General features: G+C 58.6%; 21 protein-coding genes and 1 pseudogene. 12 read left to right on the forward strand and 10 right to left on the reverse strand.

Features of this window, described 5'->3' with window-relative positions; genetic code table 11:
* Positions 1 to 35: 35 nt before the first annotated feature.
* Entirely contained in the window at positions 36 to 1,706 is a 1,671-nt protein-coding gene (locus ACOERD_RS17785; protein WP_419739906.1) for an NAD(P)H-hydrate dehydratase, read from the reverse strand.
* A gap of 169 nt (positions 1,707 to 1,875) precedes the next feature.
* Here ACOERD_RS17785 and ACOERD_RS17790 point away from each other — a divergent pair, with 169 nt between their 5' ends.
* The 5 genes from ACOERD_RS17790 (at position 1,876) to ACOERD_RS17810 (ending at position 6,353) form a co-directional block, all read left to right on the forward strand.
* A complete protein-coding gene (locus ACOERD_RS17790; RefSeq protein WP_170325301.1) occupies positions 1,876 to 2,214 on the forward strand; it encodes a P-II family nitrogen regulator in 339 nt (112 codons plus the stop codon).
* Positions 2,215 to 2,247: 33 nt separating this feature from the next.
* A complete protein-coding gene (gene glnA, locus ACOERD_RS17795) occupies positions 2,248 to 3,654 on the forward strand; it encodes a type I glutamate--ammonia ligase (protein WP_419739907.1) in 1,407 nt (468 codons plus the stop codon).
* Positions 3,655 to 3,757: 103 nt separating this feature from the next.
* Complete coding sequence (locus ACOERD_RS17800; protein ID WP_419739908.1) at positions 3,758 to 4,402, forward strand: MSMEG_1061 family FMN-dependent PPOX-type flavoprotein; 645 nt, start codon at positions 3,758 to 3,760, stop codon at positions 4,400 to 4,402.
* 63 nt (positions 4,403 to 4,465) lie between these two features.
* Positions 4,466 to 5,257, forward strand: a complete 792-nt coding sequence (locus tag ACOERD_RS17805; RefSeq protein ID WP_170676472.1) for a lytic murein transglycosylase — start codon at positions 4,466 to 4,468, stop codon at positions 5,255 to 5,257.
* Between the two features lie 199 nt (positions 5,258 to 5,456).
* The gene (locus tag ACOERD_RS17810; protein WP_419739909.1) at positions 5,457 to 6,353 is read left to right on the forward strand and encodes a hypothetical protein; all 897 of its coding nucleotides are present in this window, start codon (positions 5,457 to 5,459) and stop codon (positions 6,351 to 6,353) included.
* Between the two features lie 36 nt (positions 6,354 to 6,389).
* Here the strand turns inward: ACOERD_RS17810 and ACOERD_RS17815 are convergent.
* The 3 genes and pseudogenes from ACOERD_RS17815 to ACOERD_RS17825 all read right to left on the reverse strand — a co-directional run.
* Positions 6,390 to 6,788, reverse strand: a pseudogene (locus tag ACOERD_RS17815) (heme-dependent oxidative N-demethylase subunit alpha family protein); the annotation flags it as partial.
* A gap of 111 nt (positions 6,789 to 6,899) precedes the next feature.
* On the reverse strand, positions 6,900 to 8,642 hold the full coding sequence (locus ACOERD_RS17820) for an IS1634 family transposase (RefSeq protein ID WP_419738202.1): 1,743 nt from the start codon (positions 8,640 to 8,642) through the stop codon (positions 6,900 to 6,902).
* A gap of 58 nt (positions 8,643 to 8,700) precedes the next feature.
* Complete coding sequence (locus ACOERD_RS17825) at positions 8,701 to 9,213, reverse strand: heme-dependent oxidative N-demethylase subunit alpha family protein (protein ID WP_419740166.1); 513 nt, start codon at positions 9,211 to 9,213, stop codon at positions 8,701 to 8,703.
* 124 nt (positions 9,214 to 9,337) lie between these two features.
* On the opposite strand from ACOERD_RS17825, the gene dddP reads away from it, so the two are divergent.
* Complete coding sequence (dddP, locus tag ACOERD_RS17830; protein ID WP_170553043.1) at positions 9,338 to 10,681, forward strand: dimethylsulfonioproprionate lyase DddP; 1,344 nt, start codon at positions 9,338 to 9,340, stop codon at positions 10,679 to 10,681.
* Positions 10,682 to 10,685: 4 nt separating this feature from the next.
* Here dddP and ACOERD_RS17835 read toward each other — a convergent pair whose 3' ends face one another.
* Positions 10,686 to 10,877, reverse strand: coding sequence for a hypothetical protein (locus ACOERD_RS17835; RefSeq protein ID WP_170553041.1), 192 nt, complete (start codon positions 10,875 to 10,877; stop codon positions 10,686 to 10,688).
* A 216-nt stretch (positions 10,878 to 11,093) separates the two neighbouring features.
* Between ACOERD_RS17835 and ACOERD_RS17840 the strand changes: the two genes are divergently transcribed.
* Positions 11,094 to 12,308, forward strand: coding sequence for an alpha/beta fold hydrolase (locus ACOERD_RS17840; RefSeq protein ID WP_419739910.1), 1,215 nt, complete (start codon positions 11,094 to 11,096; stop codon positions 12,306 to 12,308).
* Between the two features lie 12 nt (positions 12,309 to 12,320).
* Here the strand turns inward: ACOERD_RS17840 and ACOERD_RS17845 are convergent, their stop codons facing one another.
* The 4 genes from ACOERD_RS17845 to ACOERD_RS17860 all read right to left on the reverse strand — a co-directional run bounded on the left by ACOERD_RS17845 (position 12,321) and on the right by ACOERD_RS17860 (position 14,452).
* Entirely contained in the window at positions 12,321 to 12,656 is a 336-nt protein-coding gene (locus ACOERD_RS17845) for a hypothetical protein (RefSeq protein WP_170374057.1), read from the reverse strand.
* Positions 12,657 to 12,665: 9 nt separating this feature from the next.
* The gene (locus tag ACOERD_RS17850; protein ID WP_419739911.1) at positions 12,666 to 13,223 is read right to left on the reverse strand and encodes a hypothetical protein; all 558 of its coding nucleotides are present in this window, start codon (positions 13,221 to 13,223) and stop codon (positions 12,666 to 12,668) included.
* Between the two features lie 140 nt (positions 13,224 to 13,363).
* Positions 13,364 to 13,951: a biotin transporter BioY gene (locus ACOERD_RS17855; RefSeq protein ID WP_170553029.1), complete on the reverse strand. Its 588-nt coding sequence runs from the start codon at positions 13,949 to 13,951 to the stop codon at positions 13,364 to 13,366.
* A 72-nt stretch (positions 13,952 to 14,023) separates the two neighbouring features.
* Complete coding sequence (locus tag ACOERD_RS17860; RefSeq protein ID WP_419739912.1) at positions 14,024 to 14,452, reverse strand: DUF6314 family protein; 429 nt, start codon at positions 14,450 to 14,452, stop codon at positions 14,024 to 14,026.
* 117 nt (positions 14,453 to 14,569) lie between these two features.
* Here ACOERD_RS17860 and purB point away from each other — a divergent pair, with 117 nt between their 5' ends.
* The 4 genes from purB to ACOERD_RS17880 all read left to right on the forward strand — a co-directional run bounded on the left by purB (position 14,570) and on the right by ACOERD_RS17880 (position 18,768).
* On the forward strand, positions 14,570 to 15,874 hold the full coding sequence (gene purB / locus ACOERD_RS17865; RefSeq protein WP_419739913.1) for an adenylosuccinate lyase: 1,305 nt from the start codon (positions 14,570 to 14,572) through the stop codon (positions 15,872 to 15,874).
* A 174-nt stretch (positions 15,875 to 16,048) separates the two neighbouring features.
* Positions 16,049 to 16,597: a hypothetical protein gene (locus ACOERD_RS17870; protein ID WP_170466070.1), complete on the forward strand. Its 549-nt coding sequence runs from the start codon at positions 16,049 to 16,051 to the stop codon at positions 16,595 to 16,597.
* 77 nt (positions 16,598 to 16,674) lie between these two features.
* Positions 16,675 to 17,760, forward strand: coding sequence for a flagellar motor switch protein FliG (locus tag ACOERD_RS17875; RefSeq protein WP_419739914.1), 1,086 nt, complete (start codon positions 16,675 to 16,677; stop codon positions 17,758 to 17,760).
* Positions 17,761 to 17,844: 84 nt separating this feature from the next.
* On the forward strand, positions 17,845 to 18,768 hold the full coding sequence (locus ACOERD_RS17880; RefSeq protein ID WP_419739915.1) for a lysophospholipid acyltransferase family protein: 924 nt from the start codon (positions 17,845 to 17,847) through the stop codon (positions 18,766 to 18,768).
* Here the strand turns inward: ACOERD_RS17880 and ACOERD_RS17885 are convergent, their stop codons facing one another.
* Positions 18,769 to 19,470, reverse strand: coding sequence for a DUF1223 domain-containing protein (locus ACOERD_RS17885; protein ID WP_419739916.1), 702 nt, complete (start codon positions 19,468 to 19,470; stop codon positions 18,769 to 18,771).
* Between the two features lie 222 nt (positions 19,471 to 19,692).
* Between ACOERD_RS17885 and acnA the strand changes: the two genes are divergently transcribed.
* Positions 19,693 to 22,383 (forward strand): aconitate hydratase AcnA, encoded by a 2,691-nt coding sequence (gene acnA / locus ACOERD_RS17890; protein WP_419739917.1) that lies wholly within the window; start codon positions 19,693 to 19,695, stop codon positions 22,381 to 22,383.
* The last annotated feature ends 28 nt before the right edge of the window (positions 22,384 to 22,411 follow it).

Genomic DNA, 22,411 nt, shown 5'->3' on the forward strand with positions numbered 1-22,411 from the left:
GCCTACGGCTCCCTCCGAATTGGGCCACCGCGCAATCAACTGAAGCGGACAATTGGCATGTTACCTACACCGGACAATTCAGAATGTTCTCGACAGACCTCAGGCAGGTCTTCAGCGATTAATCCGGGACCGAACCGACGCGCGCATTCCACATGAAGCCACACCGCCGTCTCCGCCGCATCCATCGCGTCGAACCCCCGAGCCAATAATCCGGTGATGAAACCGGCCAACACATCCCCGGACCCGGCCGTCGCCAGCCAAGGGGCCGCGCGCTCATACTGCGCCGAGTGAACCGAACACCGCCCGTCCGGGGCGGCGATCACCGTATCTGGCCCTTTGAACAGCACTACGCAGCCTGCGCGCTTTGCAGCCTCACGCGTTGCATCTACCTTAGAGAACGCCGGTCCTCGGGTCGGTGAGGCCGAGAGCTTATCGGCAATATCAGGAAACAGCCGCGCAAATTCGCCGCCGTGAGGCGTCAGAACACAGCCTTCATGCAGCTGACCGAACAAGGCCGAGGGGTCTTCGGCAAATGCCGCTAGCGCATCCGCGTCCAACACCGTTGCGCGCTGCGAAGCGAGGGCAACAGGTACCAACTCTGCGGCCCGCTCAACCCCCATTCCTGGACCAAGACACACAGCGTTTAGTCGATGGTCCGTCAGAATGTCGCGCAAGTCGTCGCCCCCCTCGACCCGCATCATCATCAAGGCCGTGATCTGAGAGGCCACCTCCATCTGCGCCGAGGGCGGCACACCCAATGTCACCAACCCTGCCCCAATCCGTAACGCCCCCCGCCCAGACAGTCGCGCGGCTCCAGTTTTTCCAAACCCACCCGTCAGAATCAAAGCATGCCCATGCGCGTATTTGTGGCCCGGTACACCTTTCCCTAGCTCCTCGCCAGACGGCTGCCGAACCGCAGTCACCACCTCGGGCGCGCTCGGCTCACCCTTAAGCCCGATATCCTTGACGACCAGCTTCCCGCAATAGGACGCCCCATCCTCCAGCACGTGCCCAAGTTTGCGCGAATGAAACGTGACCGTCAGGGCCGAGCGGGCACAGCGCCGGCCATGTGCCGGAAACGCACCCCCCAAAACCTTTCCTGAGACTGAACAAAGCCCCGAGGGCAGATCAATCGCAACCGTCCGCGGCGGCACGATTTCTGTACCGCGCCCCTGCCGCCGCAAAGCCCAGACATCTGCTGCATCATCATGCGACCAAAGGCGTTCCCAAAGCGCAGCATCGTCGATTGGCCGCGCCAACCCTGTCCCAAACAGCGCATCAATCGACACATCCGGATGGCGCAAGTCCTCATCCCCCAAATCCGCAGCCGCGCGTGTTGGTCCACCCCACCGCTCATAATTCGTCCGCGCGTCCTCAGGCAGTTTTGACGGGTCGCCAAACAAGACCACCTCAACCGCCCACCCCAGCTGTCGAAGCAGCCGCGCGACCACAAACCCATCGCCGCCATTGTTCCCGGGTCCGCACAGAACCAAGGCACGCACGGGATCCTCTTCATCTGGCTCTATATTTCCCGGGGAGCTCGAGGGGCTGGCCCCTCGATCCCTCAGCTCCGGCCATTCCTCGAAGATCGCGTCCACAACGCCCTGACCCGCGCGCTCCATCAGCTCCAGCCCGGTCACCTCGCCCGAGTCGATGGCCGTCCGTTCCAGCGCACCCATCTGCGCAGCCGTCAGCAAATCAACCATCTCAAATCCTCACGCGATTCAATTTCGATTACTTTTTGTGCAAACCGATCAAAATTTGACCATGCGCCTTTTTTCAATGCACCAGATCACGCGGAAGCGCGCAATCGGATTGCTGCATCCCTTTAGACGTGATCACTGCACCTCAGACAACCATGCAAGGTGAGCCGGAATGAAAAAGATCGAAGCGATCATCAAGCCGTTCAAGCTGGACGAAGTGAAAGAGGCACTGCAGGACGTTGGTGTCCAGGGTCTCAGCGTGATCGAAGTCAAAGGCTTTGGCCGCCAGAAGGGTCACACCGAGCTGTATCGCGGCGCGGAATATGTCGTCGACTTTCTGCCCAAAGTAAAAGTTGAGGTCGTATTGGACGACGATCAGGTTGACGCCGCGATCGAAGCCATCGTCTCGGCCGCGAAAACCGACAAGATCGGTGACGGCAAGATCTTTGTCTCGCCTGTCGAGCAAGCCATTCGCATCCGTACCGGCGAGACCGGTTCGGAAGCCCTTTAACACACCCATCTTCAACTCAGAGGAATCAAGAGAATGAGCAAGGACGCAGTTCTTCAGCTGATCAAGGAAGAAGGCGCAGAGTACGTCGACATCCGGTTCACCGACCCGCGCGGCAAGCTTCAGCACGTGACCATCATGGCCGACCAAGTAGATGAAGACTTCCTGGAAGAAGGCTTCATGTTCGACGGTTCGTCCATTGCGGGCTGGAAGTCGATCGAAGCGTCGGACATGAAACTGATGCCCGACACCGAAAGCGCCTATGTCGACCCGTTCTATGCGGAAAAGACCATCTGCTTGCACTGCTCGATTGTTGAGCCCGACACCGGCGAAGCCTATGAGCGTGACCCGCGCGGCACCGCTCAGAAAGCTGAAGCTTACCTGAAATCCTCGGGCATCGGTGATGTAGCATACATGGGCCCAGAAGCCGAATTCTTCCTGTTCGACGACGTCCGTTTCTCGAACAGTATCAACAAGGTATCCTACGAAGTTGATGCAACCGACGCGTCGTGGAACACCGACACCGAGTACGAGATGGGCAACATGGGTCATCGTCCGGGCGTCAAGGGCGGTTACTTCCCTGTGAACCCCGTTGACGAAGCGCAAGACCTGCGCTCGGAAATGCTGTCGACCATGAAGCGTCTGGGCATGAAATTGGACAAGCACCACCACGAGGTTGCGTCCTGTCAGCACGAGCTGGGCCTGATCTTTGACAGCCTGACTAAGCAAGCCGACGAGCTGCAGAAGTACAAATACGTCATCCACAACGTTGCACACGCCTACGGCAAATCGGCCACCTTCATGCCGAAGCCAATCGCTGGTGACAACGGCACCGGCATGCACGTGAACATGTCGATCTGGAAAGACGGCAAGCCTCTGTTCGCTGGCGACAAATACGCCGACCTGTCAGACGAAGCACTGTACTTCATTGGCGGTGTTTTGAAGCACGCGAAAACCCTGAACGCCTTCACCAACCCTTCGACCAACAGCTACAAGCGTCTGATCCCGGGCTTCGAAGCACCTGTTCTGCGCGCCTACTCGGCTCGTAACCGTTCGGGTTGTGTCCGTATTCCGTGGACCGAGAGCCCGAAAGCCAAGCGCGTTGAGGCCCGTTTCCCGGATCCAGCTGCGAACCCCTACCTGGCGTTTGCCGCACTGCTGATGGCTGGTCTGGACGGCATCAAGAACAAAATCGATCCGGGCGAAGCCATGGACAAGAACCTTTACGATCTGCCTGCCGAAGAACTGGCCGACATCCCGACCGTTTGCGGCTCGCTGCGTGAGGCTCTGGAAGCTCTGGCATCCGATCACGACTTCCTGCTGCAGGGCGACGTGTTCACCAAAGACCAGATCGACGGCTACATCGCACTGAAGATGGAAGAGGTCGAAACCTACGAGCACACACCGCACCCGGTAGAATACGGCATGTACTACAGCTGCTAAGCCGGTTGCAGACCTACCATTCCAAGGGCGTCCATTCGGGCGCCCTTGTTTCGTTTGGCGTGATCTTTCAAACTGACAGTCAAAACAGGTTGGGAGAGAGCGCATGTCACCCGATGACCCGTTCGCGCAATTCACCGAATATGTGACCTCGGCGGAACAGCTTGAAGGCATCACCGGCGCGCCATTGCCTCAGATCATCGCAAAGGAACTGTCGGCTCTGGATCAGATGTGCCGGGACTTCATCGACAGGTCCACTTTCTGCCTGATCGCATCAGCCAACCCGGACGGGTATCTCGATATCTCTCCGCGTGGCGACCCCGAAGGCTTCGTGCATGTCATCTCGGACCAGATGCTCGCCATCCCAGACCGCCCCGGCAACAAACGCGTCGATACCTTTCACAACGTTCTGAAAGACCCACGCGTCAGTGTGATCTTCTTCGTCCCCGGCAAGATGGAGACGCTGCGCCTTCGCGGTACGGCACGTATCTGTGCCAATGAAACGCTCTTGAGGACCATGGCCATCAAAGGCAAAGCTCCTAAGCTGGCATTGTTGGTCCATGTCGAAACCGCCTTTGCCCACTGCCCCAAATGCATCATCCGTTCCAACCTCTGGCAGCCGGAGAACTGGCCTGACTCCTCGGATCTGCCGAATATGAACGCGATGATGGTCAAACACGCCAAGATCGACAGAACGCCTAATGAATGGTTCGAAGACCTCAAGCAAGCAGGTGAGTTGGACCTGTATTAAACCCTTTGCGAAGCAAGAACTGGCGTTTAGCCTTGGAGCAGATTGTATGAAGGAATTGACCTGATGTTGCGCATTCTAACCCTGACGCTCGCCCTGTCTGCACCGACGCTTAGTCTCGCGGCCCCCTGTGGGAACACCAGTGCAGGGTTCGAGGCCTGGAAAGCTGATTTCGCAAAGCAGGCCAAGAAATCCGGAGTGAAGAAGAAGGGCCTGCAAGCCCTAGCACAGACGCAATATGCGACCGGAACCATTGCCGCGGATCGAAACCAGAAAAGCTTCAAATACTCGCTGGATAAATTCATGCGCGTGCGCGGTGCCGATACCATCGTAGCGCAGGGCCGCAAAAGGAAGGCCAGAAACCCGGAATTCTACGCCGCGTTAGAACGTCAATATGGAGTTCCAGCCGGGGTTTTGATCGCCATCCACGGTATGGAAACCGGCTTTGGGGGTTTTATGGGCGACAGTCAGGTTGTGTCAGCAATAACCACTTTGGCCTATGATTGTCGCCGATCCGAGTTCTTTATTCCCCATGCAATTGGGGCACTAAAACTGGTCGATCAGGGTAGTATCACCATGGCGACAAAGGGGGCAAAACATGGCGAACTGGGTCATACGCAGTTTCTGCCCGGCAACGCGCTGACCTATGGTGTCGATGCCACGGGGGACCGACGTGTGGACTTCTACAACATGACGGATGCGCTGGCCTCAACCGCCAATTTTCTGCGCAAGAAGGGCTGGAAACCCGGTCGCGGCTACCAGCCGGGGCAGCCAAATTTCAAGGTTATCCAGCAGTGGAACGCAGCCTCGGTCTACCAGCAATCTATCGCTATTATGGCTGCCCGAATCGATGGATAGCCCGGCCGCGTTCCCGCCGCGCACCCCTCACAGTTCAGCCACAATATCGCCATAGTTGCACGGAAAAAGCCTCAATCGCTTGGTTTCCAAAGCGTAGTCAATCCATCTGAATTTCGATTTTTTTGTAATTTCGTCAAATTCTGCCCCACATCGCGCTTTAGAATGATGCCCAAGACGGTTTGCGACAAAGGAATGCGCAGTGACCAAAAAGCACAGCTATCATGGCGGCTTGCAGTTTGCAGGCGACACCGACGGCGCGGTCGAGCGTTTCGGAACAATTGTCGCTGCGACCTTAGAAGACTACGGCCACCTCGTTGAGCGCAAGGCCCTGCTAAGCAACACAGAGGCCAGCATCGTCTGCAGCCAGTATCTCGTTCGTTTGACGCTCGAGACCGAGGAGCTGCAGCCCGACGACCGGCATGAGCGCCTGGATCGTGCCGCCGGCCTGAAGACTCTGGTCAGGCCGTCTGCGTCGCGTCCTCGCAACCGTTTGGTTATCACGATCTCGCCGGTGTCGCCCCTGCTGGATGATTCCGAGATCTCGGAGCTGATGCTGGTGGTCATCCTGTATCGCATGGTCGATATCTGCTCCTCCCAGCGGGTGGAATGGCTGTCGCCTCATACGGTTCTGACAGTCGAGCAGTTCATGAGCGCCTTTGACACGCTCGCACCGACCAAACCCAGAAATCGCAAACAGATCTTTCAGTCGGTCAGCGGACAGTTTGCAGGGTTGAACTATCCGGAACCCGAAGAGTCCGAGATTGCCAAACCTGCCCCCCGCCCCATCCAACTGACCGATGAGCAATTGCTGAGCATCGCCTTTCGCACCGAAGATGACCCGGTGGCGCATGCCACGCCTGATCCACAAGAGGACACGTCCGATCGTCCCAGCGACGCCCTACGGCTGAGCAGCTGGTGCCTGACGGGTGTCGTCGCCAGCATGTCCGCTCCGATTGCTGTGTCTATGGCTGCGGTCAACCTGATCCGAGGTGAGGATTTCCGCCTGAACACGCAAGTTCTGGTCTTTACCATTGCGATCGTAGCGCTGAACACCAGCAATGCATTTGCCGATGTCGCCACCGTGCTTGGCATGTAACCTTATTACCGAAGACCCTCCTTGGAGGCCCCGCCATCAGGCGGGGTTTTCCATTTCTGGCTTCTGGTTTGCTGCCAAAACATAGGTATGGATCGAAAACACAACTGCGCGCGTTTCAGGCAGGCGCAGAAGGGTCTGACGTTCGCTACGCAAATATGGGGCGCGACGATGGTCTCGCATTTCACGCCGATCGCTGGCGCTACGGGGCTGGTGCAGCTCAGGGTCATCATACCATAGGGCGTTGAACCGCCAAAGCGGTCGCCCCGGTTGTATCCCGTCAAATAGGCGCTGCACGCGACGGGCGATATTGTCATCATAACTGTCCACGGGCACATGAATTCCAACCAAAGACCGCATGAACTTTTCACGCAAGAGCCAACTGGCCGGAAAGCACAAGATCGCACCGGTCAGAACATGCTCATCCCCGTGCTTCTCCTGACTTCCGACATTTTTTCGTATAAGTCATTGATATTTTTATGCCTTGGTTGCCAAAAGGCACTACACGGACTTTTTTCGCCAGCGATTGTTTCGGAGTGTTGAGGGAGCTCAGGCTTTGGTCTGGCCAGTTTTTCGGGTGCGCCCGGGGGGTATCTTGAAAGGGGCTTCGTTCCAGGTCAGGCCGACGCAGGTGAGGATGCGTCTGGCATCGACCGTGGCATGGCTTGGCATGCCGTAGCGGTCAGGGGTGCCTTTGTGGCGCAGGATCGAGAGCTGCAATGCGTTCAACTCGTTGCGGATACGAGCCGGGCTCATCGGGTGTCCGAGCAGGTCCAGATGCTTGCGCAGGTGCTGCAGGCAGCAGAAGGCCATGTAGCAGATGGCGATATGGGCCCGGACCCGACGCGGCGACCAGTGATAGATGGGCCGGATTTTCAGATCGTGCTTGTTGGTGCGGAAGCAGGCTTCGATCTCCCACAACTGGTGATAGCGGGCAATGACGTCCTGTGCCTCCAGTTCGTCCGCACCATGAACAACAATGGCATGCAGCCCGTCCCATTGTGCCGCTGCCTTGATCTTTGCATCATCCAGCGTGACGTCCCCGCTGTCGGGGAAGGCCAGGAAGCGGCCATATCCCCGGCTGCTGAAGCTGCCGGGTTTGCGAGAGCGCTTGAGCTTCTTGTGCAGCTTTTCGATTGCCTTGTCGCGCTTGTGGGCATCATTGCGTGCCCGGGTGGGTAACCAGGTCACAATGACCCGCGCTCCCTCCTGGTCGATCACCTTGTACCAGCCCTTCTCGGTTGCCTCTTCAGAACCGTGTCCAGCCCAAGGCTGGCGTCCCTCCGGGCTCAAAATGTTCGCCTTCACGGCGGCCGGGGCGGACTTCATGCGATAGCCGAGGATGTAGGGCAGACCCTTGTTCTGCAACATCTGCTGGTTGTCCTTGCTGAGCATGGCGGCATCGGCCACGAACGTGACCCTGGCCACGTCGAAGCGTCCCTCCAACGCCTTCAGCGCAGCTTCCAGCGTATGACCTTCCCAGGTGTTTCCCGGGAAGAGTTCATAGCCCACAGGCAGCCCATCGGAGGTGACGATCAGCGCCAGCATGACCTGAGCGCGGTGATGCTTGCCATCCTTGCTGAAGCCCTTGGCCAGAAGATGATCCTGCTCGACCCCGTCCGCATCCTCGGCCGGGTCCTCGCGCTCGGTGTCAAAGGCCAGGGTCGTGCAATCGTAGAACAGCACGGTCACTGGCCCGCCCAGCAACTTCTCTGCCGCCGCGTGAGAGGTTTTGCAAATCCCGTCTATCACCGGCGTATTGATGTAATCCATGCTCCGATAGACCACGTCCAGATTGAGCGTGATGCCTGCCTGGTTCTCCAACGCCTCCACGGTCGCGCGCTTGCTCTCGGGCTGTGCGATCCGCGCCATAACCAGCTCTTTCACAATGCGATTGGCACTTTTACGCGCCGCCCCCAGAAGGGCCCCCCAACCCAGTTGGTCATACATCGTCCCCATGACATCCCGCAGACCCAGAGAGACCCGCGCCTCCTCACGGCACTCGGCAAGATCAACGCCAAGCTTGTCCGGCCGCGGAGCGCGGCGCACCAGCGCCTGCAGATCGGCATATTCCGTGGGCGTGAACAGTTCCATTTGCGGCGAGCGATCAATGCGTAATTGCTCCATCAAGCGGCCCGCCAGACGCTTGATATCCTCAATCTCGCTGTCGTTATGGGCCACACCCACATGGCGCAGGATCTTCTGGCGTACCTTGGAGCCGGTGCGGACGGATTCAACGATCTGGATCCGTGTGCGGTTGAGCTTTGCGTCATGTTTGGTGCGGATGAACATGGGCGAAGAGGTTAGCCATCTGAAGGCCCATGTCAATACTTTTTATAATAATGGGGCACTACAACGCGCCTCTGAGCAACCACACCTGAAAACAAACCAAAAACCCAGTCAGATCAACAAAAAGGTCGGAAGTCAGGAATGGCCGCATGAACTTTTCACGCAAGAGCCAACTGGCCGGAAAGCACAAGATCGCACCGGTCAGAACATGCTCATCCCCGTGCTTCTGAAGGATGCAGAAATCCTCTTGCACCAGATTGCACAGCGTATCCAACGGGTTTGCAAAATCAATCGGCACGCGAACGCCATCCAAACGCAAAGCGCAGTCAGTCGCCTCTGGGTAGGTTTGACGCAGCACAAGCTGTAACAACTCCTGTGCGGCTGGCTCCGCCTCGGTGGACAGGGCCAGAACATCGTCCCGCTGGTTTTTCAACAAGGTAGCGCGGTGCGCCATCTGCGCAGCGAAGGCATCGTCCTGATGCAACCATTCCGACATATCGGTGGGCTGAATGCCTGGCAAGGCACGGGTTTGGCTAGGGTCGTACGGGATACTAGACTGTAAAATGGCAACCATGCCATCCACTTATCATTAGCCTGACCGACTGTCGGCAAAAAAGCGACCAAGAATCCGTCGTATTCTTCTGGGACACCCCAGACAGAAGTTTGATACCTCTCGGGTGAACCAGCAGAGGCCAGTCATGAACCAGCATTACCGCGACACGCGCAAAATTGACCCGACCCGAGGCGCAACGCTCGGCGATGGTACGCCGAATGACAATGACCGAATCGAAATCGGACCCACCCAGCTTGCCTTTGAGGAATGGGCCGCAGCCGGGCTGGCCCTGCCCAACCTTGAGCGTATGCGCGAGCATCGCTGGAAGCGTCTGACCCAAGCCATCGTGGATCGCGGTTATGGCGGGCTTCTGATTTTTGACCCGCTCAACATCCGCTATGCAACCGACAGCACGAACATGCAGCTGTGGAACACCCACAACCCATTCCGCGCCGTTCTGCTGTGCGCTGACGGGTATATGGTGATCTGGGACTACAAGAACTCACCCTTCCTGTCCGAATTCAACCCGCTGGTGCGCGAACAGCGCTCTGGCGCGGACCTGTTTTATTTCGACCGAGGCGACAAGGTGGATGTCGCAGCGGATGTGTTCTCGAACGAGGTGCGGATCCTGATCGAGGAACATAGCGGCGGCAACAAGCGTCTGGCCGTCGACAAGATCATGCTGCACGGTCTGCGCGCGCTTGAGGCGCAGGGATTCGAGGTGATGGAAGGCGAAGAGCTGACCGAGAAAACCCGGGCCATCAAAGGTCCGGATGAGATTCTGGCCATGCGCTGCGCCAGCCACGCCTGCGAAACAGCCGTGGCCGAGATGGAGAAATTCGCCCGCGCCAATGTGGGGAACGGCAAGACCTCGGAAGATGACATCTGGGCGGTTTTACACGCCGAGAACATCCGTCGCGGTGGCGAGTGGATTGAAACCCGCCTGCTGGCTTCGGGTCAGCGCACCAATCCGTGGTTCCAGGAGTGCGGCCCACGCATCACGCAACAGAACGAGATCATCGCTTTTGATACCGATCTGGTCGGTTCATACGGGATCTGCATCGATATCTCACGCACATGGTGGATCGGTGACCAGAAGCCGCGCCCGGACATGATTTACGCCATGCAGCACGCGCATGAGCATATCATGACCAACATGGAGATGCTGAAACCCGGAGTCATGATCCCTGAACTTACCGCCAATGCACACAAGCTGGATGACAAGTTCCAGGCCCAGAAATACGGCTGCCTGATGCATGGAGTCGGCTTGTGCGATGAATGGCCTCTGGTCGCTTATCCGGACAAAGCGGTCGCGGGCGCTTATGACTACGCGCTCGAACCTGGCATGGTCCTGTGCGTCGAGGCCGCTGTTGGTGAGGTCGGCGGGGACTTTTCGATCAAGCTGGAAGATCAGGTTCTGATCACCGAAGACGGCTATGAGAACCTGACCAAATACCCGTTTGATGCCCGCTTGATGGGCCTGGAGTAAGCACTCAGTCCGGCCAGGTCGAGCGCCGGACATTCCCGTGCCAATCCTCGGATGGAAGGGCGGCTTCGACACTGGTCGGGGTCGCCCTTTCCCAATTCTGACCCAGTGAAAAGCCCAATACCCCGCTGAGCGCGATAAGGATCAGCAGATCAGCGCGGAGGTTAGGCTGGCGCGGGGTGCATGCCGTATGTGTCATCTCGGTCTCCTTGTCTTGCTTGGTGTGACAGCTGCAAGATGGGGGGAAGAGATCAATTATGAAAACGAATATTTGATGTGCGTATCATCACATTTCGTGAATACCGAAATATTCACTGGTTTTTGCTCACCTTCCCGTGACGCTTCCTACAATGGGGTTGAGACATCCGGCACAACTGCACACTATTGATCCCATACCGAAATCCAAGGAACTGCCATGCCCACCGAACGCATCACTTTTGCCGGTCACGACGGCGGCCGTCTGGCCGCGCGACTCGACCTGCCGGAAGGACCCGTCCTGGCGACCGCTCTGTTTGCGCATTGCTTCACCTGCTCAAAGGACATTCCTGCCGCGCGTCGGATCTCGGCCCGTTTGGCGGCCATGGGCATTGCCGTTTTGCGTTTTGATTTCACAGGGCTGGGCCATTCCGAGGGTGAGTTCGCAAATACGACCTTCACCTCGAATGTCGAAGACCTAATCGCGGCCGCGCACTACCTTGCGGGCCGAGACATGGCGCCATCGCTGCTGATCGGGCACTCGCTGGGGGGCGCTGCTGTTCTGCGCGCGCGGGCGGGCATTCCTTCGGTCAAGGCGGTAGTAACGCTTGGGGCACCAGCCGATCCGGGACACGTCTCGCACCATTTCGAACAGGCTCTGCCCGAGATCGAACAAGAAGGCAGCGCCGAGGTTTCTCTGGGCGGTCGCCCCTTCCGCATCGGCAAGGCGTTTGTCGATGATATCTCGGAGGCCGCGCTGACCCCCTCGGTCGCCGACCTGAAGGCCGCGCTTTTGATCCTGCACGCGCCGCGGGATGAGACGGTAAGCATCGACAATGCCAGCACCCTGTTTTTGGCGGCCAAACACCCCAAGAGCTTCGTGACACTCGACGACGCCGATCACCTGATCACACGGGCAAGCGATGCCGAATATGCGGCTGACGTCATCTCGGCATGGGTTTCGCGCTATATCGACCTCCGCCCTCCTGCTCCGCCTCCGGGCGCACCCGAGGGTGTTGTCCGGGTGACCGAGGCCGATCCCAACGGCTTTTTGCAGGATATCCAGGCGGGACCGCGCCATCACGTCGTCGCAGATGAGCCCGCCTCATACGGCGGTACGGATCGCGGCATGTCGCCTTACGGCTTTGTCTCGTCTGGGCTTGGGGCTTGTACGTCGATGACGATCCGCATGTATGCGCGCCGCAAGAAGTGGCCGCTGACTAGTGTGTCGGTCGATGTTTGTCACAACAAAGTCCACGCGCAGGATGCAGGGTTGAACGGCGACGCCAAGGTTGATCTGTTCCGCCGCAAGATTCGGCTTGAGGGGCCTCTGGATCAGGCCCAGCGCGACCGGCTTCTGGAAATCGCCGACAAATGCCCGGTGCATCGCACGTTGGAGGGTTCGGCACATATCACGACCGAACTCCTCCCTTGAGCGTTACGTTTCTCAGCCCCTGCGAGGCGCGGGCCGATGGATCGGAGGTCGCGCCGCTGGCGGCCGCGCAACCGGAGGCCGTGGCCGCGCCGGAGGCTTCGCGATCGGCGGCGTCGGACGTGCCGGAGGTCTATTGACCGGCGGTCGGTCCGGCCTGTCCGGACGGTCGATATCGATATCCACATCCACGTCGTGATAGTAATCGTTCCACAGCATCGAGTCGTAGAAGGGATCATACCCATATCCGACCCCTACCCCGACGCTGACGCCATCACAGGCCGCCAACGTCAGGCTTGAAATCCCCAGACCCAACACAAGAACGGATCGCTTCATCAGTTTACGTGTCATCTGAGCCTCCTATTGCAACGACCGGAACGACGCGAACACGGCGTTCAGATCATCCACATAGGCAGGATCGGCCCCATTCCGCAGGATTGTCACGGCAATCGCAACGCGCCCACGGTGCAGATCAATAATGGTGGCGGTGAAACTCACCCCTCCGTCTCGCGTGCCAGTGCCCCGGATCACCTTGGCGGGCAGCCCTGCAATCCGAGTGTCGCTGGTACTGGTCACCGTAGGATCATTCACCAGAAACTTGTCGATATCATCCAGATACCGCAAACCGTCCTGAATACTGGACACTCCGGCCGGCGAGACAAAGCCCATCCAGACCGAGTCATCCGTGACCGGCTTAAAACCCATCACACGCGCCACCGCGCGGGGGTCGCCCAGCTCCGTGTCTTCAATGTCGCGTGGCCCGCCTGTACGCAGCACCCAGAAATCCGGCACCGCAAAGCTGAAGAGCGCACGCCCGGCGTCGGTATAAGTCACCGGGGTATCTGCGGCAGCTGGCACAGCCGCCCCGACCCAAAGGGCCGCGCAGGCCGCCAGAGCCGTCTTTAAACGAATACGCATATCTCAATTGCCTAATTATTTCACTGACCGCAGATTGGCCCGTCGCGGCTGGTCTTGTCCAGCACCCCCTTGCCTAGAAAAGAAAAAACCCGCGCCTCGGATCTCGGGGCGCGGGCTAGGATTTCAGCAGGCTCAGGCGCTTAGCTGCGCGCGTCTCCGACCAGTTTCCAAACGGCGGGGATCAGCAAGGCTGCAAGACCCAGCTTGATTGCATCGCCCAGCAAGAACGGTGTCAGACCCCATTCCAAGATCGGCTTGTCCCAACCATAAAGCTGACCCAGCCAAAGCAGGCCCGGTACGTAAATCAGCACGTTGGCCAGCAAAAGCGCCAGTGCCAGTTTGGTAACCGAGCGGTCCCAGCCGCGCGCGGCCAGAGCGCCCAGCAGAACGGTCGCCATCAGGTAACCGACAAGGTAGCCGCCGGTGCCGCCCATCATGTAGGTCAGACCGAATTTCTCGGCCGAGGAACCTGCGAACACGTCAAAGCCCAGCGCGCCGACCAGCAGATAGCCCAGCATGGTGATCAGACCCAGACGTGCGCCATAGGCGGTGCCGATGGTCAGGACGGCAAAGGTGCCCATGGTGATCGGAACAGGCCACATCGGCACTTTGATTTTCGCGGCAACCGCCAGGGCCACGATGCCCAGAACGACCAGTACAACCTGCTTTACAAGCAGCGCCGTACCTTCACGCGGGCCAAACGCATTGGCCAGAACGTTTACATTCATCTTAACTTCTCCCAATTCGGACCAAGATTTCTGCACCAGCAATGCCTTGTCAGCACTCAAACTGCAACATGATTACGCTACCGCGGCATAGTCTGTGGTCATTTCGTAGGATTTTCGCGGCCCATTCACCGTCCATTGCACCGACCAGCGGGGCCAGTCGTGGAAATCATAGACCGCATCGTAACTGTCAGGCGCACAATCATGGTGGTCCGAGGCGTTTTGCTCGCCCAGCGTCAAGGCATGGAAAAACCGCCCGTCGTCGAAATGGATCAACACGCGATGTCCACCGTCGCGCCATAAATACTTGCGGGTTCCTTTCATCGGAGGCTGGCCAGGGATGCTCAGCGTCACCTCTTCGGTGTAGATCAGCCCGTCCTCGGATCGCTGCAGCAGGGCCTCTCCCTCGGCCTGCACGACCTGCCCAGCCCGCGCGTCGCGGATCGTGCGCGTCAGGCGCCAGCGCCCTTCGAAATCGGACAATGTTGTCGGTGCAGTCGTCATTTCCACTATCCCGGCCAGATCGCCGCAATCGGGCACTCATGCCTTGTTCCCATACGCCTGCGGCGTTAAACCCCGCCGCAACGCTCTCTGCCAAATCACAATAAGGTCCTGCTGCCAATGATTCCTCGTTATTCCCGCCCCGAGATGGTTGCCATCTGGTCGCCCGAAACCAAGTTCCGCATCTGGTACGAGATCGAGGCGCATGCCTGCGAAGCCATGGCTGATCTGGGCGTAATCCCGCGTGAAAACGCCGACGCGGTGTGGAAAGCCAAGGACGTGGATTTCGACGTGGCCCGCATTGATGAGATTGAGGCCGTCACCAAGCACGACGTTATCGCCTTCCTGACACACCTGGCCGAGCATGTGGGCAGCGAAGAAGCCCGCTTTGTGCATCAGGGCATGACCAGCTCAGACGTTCTGGATACCTGCTTCAACGTGCAGCTGACCCGCGCCGCCGATATACTGATCGCAGACCTCGAAGGCCTACTGGCAGCCCTGAAACGCCGCGCCATCGAACACAAAGACACGGTTCGCATCGGCCGCAGCCACGGCATCCACGCCGAGCCGACAACGATGGGCCTAACCTTTGCCCGTTTCTATGCCGAGATGGACCGCAACCTGTCTCGTATGCGTGACGCGCGCGCCGAAATCGCCACCGGCGCGATCAGCGGCGCGGTTGGCACCTTCGCCAATATCGACCCGCGCGTCGAAGAGCATGTGTGCGACCAGTTGGGTCTGGTGCCCGAGCCGATCAGCACTCAGGTCATCCCGCGTGATCGCCACGCGGCCTTCTTTGCAACTCTGGGCGTCATCGCCAGCAGTATCGAGAACATCGCCATCGAAATCCGTCACATGCAGCGGACCGAGGTTCTTGAAGCCGAAGAGTTCTTCTCGAAAGGACAAAAGGGTTCTTCGGCGATGCCGCATAAGCGCAACCCGGTTCTGACTGAAAACCTGACCGGTCTGGCCCGTCTGGTCCGCATGGCCGTCGTACCCGCGATGGAGAACGTGGCCCTGTGGCACGAGCGTGACATCTCGCATTCGTCGGTCGAGCGGAATATTGGCCCTGATACCACCGTTACTCTGGATTTCGCACTGTCGCGCCTGACCAGCGTGGTCGACAAGCTGGTCGTTTACCCGGAAAACATGCTGGCCAACATGAACAAGTTCCGTGGTTTGGTCATGAGCCAGCGCGTGCTGCTGGCCCTCACCCAAGCCGGTGTCAGTCGCGAGGATGCCTACCGTCTGGTGCAGCGTAACGCGATGAAGGTTTGGGAAGAAGGCAAGGACTTCAAAACCGAACTCCTGGGTGATGCCGAGGTCACCGCCGCCCTCAGCGTGGAAGAGATCGAAGAGAAATTCGATCTGGGCTACCACACCAAGCATGTCGACACGATTTTTGAGCGTGTCTTCGGCGAATAAACCATTCTAGAAAAGCGCCCGGCCCCTCATCAACCGGGCGCTTTTTGCATCATCACGCACTTCGTGAACAAAAATTCTGTCTGCTTTGTGAATAAATCGAAAAGCTCCGGTGTTAGCTTTTTTGAAGATCACACTATGTTTTAAATGAGCAGACCTGACCACGGAGTTAAAACTATGCGCATTCTTCTTGCATCCGCGATTGCACTGACCTCTTTCGCCTTTTCCCCCATCGCTGCCCACGCGGCCGGTGGCGGCGGTGCCAATCCCCCCAAGCCCACCAACACGACAAAAAAATGCCTGTTCGGTCGGGTCTGGAGCGAAGACCGCGGGCGCTGCGTCAAACCGAGCGCGACGAATTTCACCGATGAGGACCTCTATGAGGCCGTGCGTGAGCTGGCCTATGATGGTCAGTTGGAAAACGCCCAGAACATCCTGCGCGTCATGAGCGATCAAAGCGATGACCGCGTTCTAACCTACTGGGGCTTCACGCACCGCAAGATGGGCAATATCGAGTTGGCGAATGCCTACTACGAGCAGGCCATCGCCACTAACCCCGACAACCTTCTGGCGCGCAGCTATATGGCTCAGGGCTTTGTTTCCGAAGGGAAAACCGATCTGGCCATCGCCCAATGGCGCGAAATCAAGGCTCGTGGAGGCGAAGGCACATGGGCCGAGGCATCTCTGCGCGAGGCCATCAAGACCGGGCTGACCTATAACTACTGAGGTTCAACCTTTCTTTACCTGATTCCCGCTAACCTGCCTGTGGAACAGGACTTTGGCACCGCAGGCAGATGCAGGACATGAATACTTTGGTTCAGGTGGCCCCGGGGGCTCAGCCCTCGGGCGCAGGTCAGGCGGACGACGCGCCCCGCGTCGTCCCACGCACACTCAGCAATCGTCAAAAGGCCGCTATCGTGGTGCGTCTGTTGCTGAATGAAGGGGCGGATATTCCACTTGAGGAACTGCCCGACGAATTACAGGAAAAACTCACGCATCAACTGGGTCAGATGGGTCTTGTAGACCGTGTGACGCTGGATGCGGTGGCGCAGGAGTTCGGCGATGCGCTGGATAGCGTCGGCCTGTCCTTCCCTCATGGCCTCGCTGGGGCGCTGGATGCGGTGAACGGCAAGATTGCCCCGGCCACTGCGGCAAGATTGCGCAAGATCGCCGGCGTTCGTCAGATCGGCGATCCGTGGCAGCAACTGCGAGAGATTTCGGCCGAAGATCTGGCCCAGATGGCGCAGTCAGAAAGTACCGAGGTAGCCGCCGTGATGCTATCCAAGCTCGACACGGCCAAAGCCGCGCAATTGCTGGGGCACCTGCCCGGCCCCATTGCGCGACGCATCACCTATGCGATCTCCAAAACGGCCAATGTGACCCCCGAAGCGGTGGAACGGATCGGCTGGTCGATGGCTGCTCAATTGGATCAACGGCCTTCTCAGGCCTTTTCCGACGGCCCCGGCGCGCGTGTGGGGGCGATCCTGAATCAATCGGCGGCCTCGACCCGAGATGGTTTGCTGACGGCCCTGAACGAAGAGGATGCCGAATTCGCGGATATCGTGCGTCAATCCATCTTTACCTTCGCGCATATCCCGGCCCGTGTCGCCGCACGCGATGTGCCCGCCATTCTGCGCGGGGTGGAACAAACCAGCCTTGTCACCGCTCTGGCGGGGGCCGCCGCTGATGATGACAAAGCCTCGGTTGAGTTCATCCTATCCAACATCTCCGCCCGTATGGCCGACAATCTGCGCGAAGAAATGGCTGAACGCGGGCGAGTGAAACAGTCCGAGGCCGAAGAAGCGATGACCGAGATCGTAGGTGCAATCCGCACCTTGGTGGAAGATGGCACGCTGAAATTGGTCGAGCCGGAAGAAGACGAAGACTGACCTCAACCGGCTGAGTGCTTGAGCTTGCCGGGCCGGGCCTGTATGTCTGACCCAGCAAAACGCAACACGCCGTGAGACACCTCCATGCCTGTCGAAAAGTCAGAGCTCAGCCGGTTTGAGCTTGGGAAATACTATGTCGCCAGTCTGTTCCTGAAAGGCGTGATCGGTGGCATGCGGTTGCTGCCCTATGGAACCCGCATCGCGGCAATGGGGACCTTGGTACGCGGATTGGCCCCGCTGGTGGGGTTTCGCAAACGGGTCCGAGGCAACCTGAAGCTCACCTGCCCTGAGCTTTCAGATCGTGACATTAACCGTATATCGGCTGAGGTCTCGGACAATGCAGGCCGGGCCATGATGGAACATTTCTCGCCCGAAGGGTTCACGGCGCGCCAACGCAACGCTGAGACATCCGGCCCCGGTGTGGCCGCTTTTGATGCCGCTGCCGCCGAGGGGCGACCGGTCATGATCATCGCAGCGCATTTCGGGCACTACCTGGCAGCGCGAATCGCGCTGCAGGCCCGCAGCGGGCGCCCAATAGGCTGCCTGTACCGTCGCATGGCCAACCCGTATTTCAACGAGGCCTATGTCAAAGCCTTCTACAAAACCGGCTCACCCATGTTCGAACAGGGCCGGCGTGGGATGGTTGAGATGGTGCGCTCCCTCAAAGGCGGTGAAATGATCGCCATCGTCTCGGACCTACACGTTCATGGCGGCGAGGAGTTAATGTTCTTTGGCAAACCCGCCGTCACATCCCTGCTGAATGCCGAACTTGCGATGAAGTTCAATGCGGTCATGATCCCCTGCTACGCAGTTCGCCAACCCAATGGTCTGGATTTCGAGATCGTGTTACACGACCCGGTGCCACATTCCGACCCAAGAACCATGACGCAGCATATCAACGACGATCTGGAACAAATGGTGCGCCAGCATATGGGCCAATGGTTCTGGATTCACCGCCGCTGGAAGGCATGGAACGGGCTGGGTGTTCAGCCAGAGGATATGCCCTGATCACTTCACATGCGCGGCCGCGATGATTGGCCCGTGACCTGCCCGCTGCACCAGAACAACCGCTGGCAGGTCCGAATCCAACTGTGCTGCAAACGCCTGCTCATTGACACCGTCCCAGCGTCCAGCCATCTGCCAGCTTTCCACCACATTGGCATAATCGAGGTCATGGCCCGCAAGCTCACCACGCCGGATCGAGGCATGGCGCAGCGGTGTGTACTGGACGATCGTAACGTCGTAGGTATCCCCAGCAGACAAGTCGATCGGCATCACGCGCACCGACACCTCTTGCCCCGAGCGCTCGGCTTCGACTTCGGCTGTGGGCGCAGCAATCAGATGCGCCTTGATCAGCCGATCCAATTCCTGCGCCTTCGCACCAACCACATCATGCTGTCCGTTGATCACCATCTGCGGCGTGTAGATCATCGACCGGCCACCATTGCGGGCATATGCCCGTTGCCGCGACGTATGATCAGAAATGGCGTATTCGTCCTTCCAGCCGATGTAATCCCAATAGTCCACATGCAGCGCCAGCCCGATCACGTCGTCGCGCTTGATCAGCTCGTGCAAAAGCCGATCCGCCGGGGGACAGGACGAACACCCTTGCGAGGTGAACAGCTCGATCACAACCGGATCCTCTTGCGCCGATACTGAAAAGGCGGCACAGGCGGATAGAATGGCGGCTGTTAGGGCGGATTTGAACATGAGTCCCCTCGGCTTGAAAATCATGCAAAACGGATAAACGTTTTGCTCTTCAAGCTCCAATCAAGGTTTCTTGAGACGAGGCGACCTCCTGCTCTTGAATTTGCATACCACAGTATACAATTTCGATTTGTCACTAACTGACGCTTGAACCCCGGACAAACGTGATCAAGATAAACCGTAGCGAATCCCATTTTCCAAGTTATTTAAGAGGGAGGCCACAGGATGCCTATCAAAACCGGACAGGATACCGCCAATACGCGCCGCAGCCTGAGCGTGAATGGCAAAACCATTTCCTACTACTCCATCCCCGCCGCTCAGGAGGCCGGTCTGGGTGATTTCTCCAAGCTGCCCGCCGCGCTCAAAGTGGTGCTGGAAAACATGCTGCGCTTCGAGGATGACGGGTTCTCTGTCTCGGTCGACGACATCAAAGCATTTGCGGAATGGGGCGAGAACGGAGGTAAAAACCCGCGCGAGATCGCCTATCGCCCTGCCAGGGTGCTTATGCAGGATTTCACCGGAGTGCCTGCCGTGGTTGATCTGGCGGCCATGCGCGACGGGATCAAAGCTCTGGGCGGTGATGCGCAAAAAATCAATCCGCTAAACCCGGTAGATCTGGTCATCGACCACTCGGTCATGATTGATGAGTTCGGCAACCCACGTGCGTTCCAGATGAATGTGGACCGCGAATACGAGCGCAACATGGAGCGCTACCAGTTCCTGAAATGGGGTCAGAACGCCTTCAACAACTTCCGCGTCGTTCCGCCCGGCACCGGCATCTGCCATCAGGTGAACCTTGAATATCTGGCCCAGACGGTCTGGACGGATACTGATCAGAACGGGGAAGAGGTCGCCTATCCCGACACCCTCGTGGGCACCGACAGCCACACCACTATGGTCAACGGCATGGCCGTTCTGGGCTGGGGCGTAGGCGGGATTGAGGCTGAGGCCGCGATGCTCGGCCAGCCGATCTCGATGCTGATCCCCGAGGTTGTGGGTTTTGAACTGACGGGCGCGATGGTCGAGGGCACTACCGGTACTGACCTTGTGCTGAAAGTCGTCGAGATGCTGCGCGAAAAAGGCGTGGTTGGTAAATTCGTCGAATTCTACGGCGAAGGGTTGGATCGCCTTCCGCTGGCCGACCGTGCCACGATCGCCAACATGGCCCCCGAATATGGCGCGACCTGCGGCTTCTTCCCAATCGACGGCGAAACGCTGCGCTACATGCGCAATACCGGGCGCGACGAAGACCGTCTTGCGCTTGTCGAAGCCTATGCCAAGGAAAACGGGCTGTGGCGTGATGAGACCTACGCGCCGATTTACACCGACACACTGTCGCTGGATATGGGCACCATAGTGCCTGCGATCTCGGGACCGAAACGTCCGCAGGACTATGTGGCGCTGACGGAGGCGAAAGCCGCGTTCCTGAACGAGATGGAGAAGACCTTTAAGCGCCCGATGGGCAAGCAGGTCGAAGTCAAAGGCGAGAATTTCGGTCTGGAGTCAGGCAAGGTCGTGATCGCCTCGATCACCTCCTGCACCAACACCTCGAACCCCTACGTGATGATCGGAGCGGGTCTGGTTGCCCGCAAGGCCGCCGCGCTGGGTCTGGACCGAAAGCCATGGGTGAAGACCTCGCTTGCGCCGGGATCGCAGGTGGTTTCCGCCTATCTTGAGGCGGCGGGTCTGCAAGACGATCTGGACAAGATCGGGTTCAACCTTGTGGGCTATGGCTGCACCACCTGTATCGGTAACTCGGGTCCGATCCAGCGAGAAATCAGCGAAGCTATTTCCGAAGGCGATCTTGTCGCCACCTCGGTTCTCTCGGGCAACCGTAACTTCGAAGGGCGGATCTCGCCGGATGTGCGCGCCAACTATCTGGCCTCGCCGCCTCTGGTCGTTGTCTATGCGCTGGCAGGCACCATGGATATTGACCTGACCTCCGAACCCATCGGTCAGGATCGGGACGGCAATGACGTCTTTATGAAGGACATCTGGCCCAGCCAGAGCGAAATCGCGGAGTTGGTCGAAGCAACCGTCACCCGCGGGGCGTTCCAGTCGAAATATGCCGACGTTTTCAAAGGGGATGAGAAATGGCGTGAGGTCGAGGTTCCGCAGCAGGAAACCTATGACTGGCCGCCGACCTCGACCTATATCCAGAACCCGCCCTATTTTCAGGGCATGGGGGCTGAGCCGGGCACGATCTCGAACATCGAGGGGGCCAAGGTGCTGGCGATCCTCGGCGATATGGTCACGACCGACCATATCTCACCCGCTGGATCGTTTGCCACGACCTCGCCCGCCGGTCAGTACCTGATGGAACGTCAGGTGCAGCCGCGTGAGTTCAACTCCTACGGCTCGCGCCGGGGCAACCATGAGGTCATGATGCGCGGCACCTTCGCCAATATCCGCATCAAGAACGAGATGTTGGACGGGGTCGAAGGTGGCTACACCAAGGGGCCGGATGGCGCGCAGACCTCGATCTACGACGCGTCGATGGCGTATCAGGCGAATGGCACCCCTCTGGTCGTTTTCGGAGGCGAGCAATATGGCGCAGGCTCGTCCCGTGACTGGGCCGCGAAGGGGACTGCTCTGCTGGGTATCAAAGCCGTGATTGCCGAGAGTTTTGAGCGCATTCACCGTTCAAACCTCGTAGGCATGGGCGTGATTCCGTTCGAATTCACCGGTGGTGATACCCGCAAAACGCTTGGGTTGAAGGGGGATGAGACGGTCTCGATCCACGGTCTGGACACGATTGAGCCGCTGCAGGAGGTGCCTTGCACCATCACCTATGGCGACGGGACCAAGAAGACCATCACACTGAAATGCCGCATAGATACAGCCCCTGAGATCGAATACATCGAGAACGGCGGTGTTCTGCACTATGTGCTGCGCAATCTCGCAAAGGCGGGTTGACATGGTGTTGATCCACAGACTGAAAAGG

Source organism: Ruegeria sp., assembly GCF_965199275.1.
Classification (GTDB): domain Bacteria; phylum Pseudomonadota; class Alphaproteobacteria; order Rhodobacterales; family Rhodobacteraceae; genus Ruegeria.

Coding starts and splice junctions, on each gene's coding strand:
- ACOERD_RS17785 (WP_419739906.1), bottom strand. CDS start 1,706: ATGGTTGATTTGCTGACGGCTGCGCAGATGGGTGCGCTGGAACGGACG.
- ACOERD_RS17790 (WP_170325301.1), top strand. CDS start 1,876: ATGAAAAAGATCGAAGCGATCATCAAGCCGTTCAAGCTGGACGAAGTG.
- glnA (WP_419739907.1), top strand. CDS start 2,248: ATGAGCAAGGACGCAGTTCTTCAGCTGATCAAGGAAGAAGGCGCAGAG.
- ACOERD_RS17800 (WP_419739908.1), top strand. CDS start 3,758: ATGTCACCCGATGACCCGTTCGCGCAATTCACCGAATATGTGACCTCG.
- ACOERD_RS17805 (WP_170676472.1), top strand. CDS start 4,466: ATGTTGCGCATTCTAACCCTGACGCTCGCCCTGTCTGCACCGACGCTT.
- ACOERD_RS17820 (WP_419738202.1), bottom strand. CDS start 8,642: ATGTTCATCCGCACCAAACATGACGCAAAGCTCAACCGCACACGGATC.
- ACOERD_RS17825 (WP_419740166.1), bottom strand. CDS start 9,213: ATGGTTGCCATTTTACAGTCTAGTATCCCGTACGACCCTAGCCAAACC.
- dddP (WP_170553043.1), top strand. CDS start 9,338: ATGAACCAGCATTACCGCGACACGCGCAAAATTGACCCGACCCGAGGC.
- ACOERD_RS17835 (WP_170553041.1), bottom strand. CDS start 10,877: ATGACACATACGGCATGCACCCCGCGCCAGCCTAACCTCCGCGCTGAT.
- ACOERD_RS17840 (WP_419739910.1), top strand. CDS start 11,094: ATGCCCACCGAACGCATCACTTTTGCCGGTCACGACGGCGGCCGTCTG.
- ACOERD_RS17845 (WP_170374057.1), bottom strand. CDS start 12,656: ATGACACGTAAACTGATGAAGCGATCCGTTCTTGTGTTGGGTCTGGGG.
- ACOERD_RS17850 (WP_419739911.1), bottom strand. CDS start 13,223: ATGCGTATTCGTTTAAAGACGGCTCTGGCGGCCTGCGCGGCCCTTTGG.
- ACOERD_RS17855 (WP_170553029.1), bottom strand. CDS start 13,951: ATGAATGTAAACGTTCTGGCCAATGCGTTTGGCCCGCGTGAAGGTACG.
- ACOERD_RS17860 (WP_419739912.1), bottom strand. CDS start 14,452: ATGACGACTGCACCGACAACATTGTCCGATTTCGAAGGGCGCTGGCGC.
- purB (WP_419739913.1), top strand. CDS start 14,570: ATGATTCCTCGTTATTCCCGCCCCGAGATGGTTGCCATCTGGTCGCCC.
- ACOERD_RS17870 (WP_170466070.1), top strand. CDS start 16,049: ATGCGCATTCTTCTTGCATCCGCGATTGCACTGACCTCTTTCGCCTTT.
- ACOERD_RS17875 (WP_419739914.1), top strand. CDS start 16,675: ATGAATACTTTGGTTCAGGTGGCCCCGGGGGCTCAGCCCTCGGGCGCA.
- ACOERD_RS17880 (WP_419739915.1), top strand. CDS start 17,845: ATGCCTGTCGAAAAGTCAGAGCTCAGCCGGTTTGAGCTTGGGAAATAC.
- ACOERD_RS17885 (WP_419739916.1), bottom strand. CDS start 19,470: ATGTTCAAATCCGCCCTAACAGCCGCCATTCTATCCGCCTGTGCCGCC.
- acnA (WP_419739917.1), top strand. CDS start 19,693: ATGCCTATCAAAACCGGACAGGATACCGCCAATACGCGCCGCAGCCTG.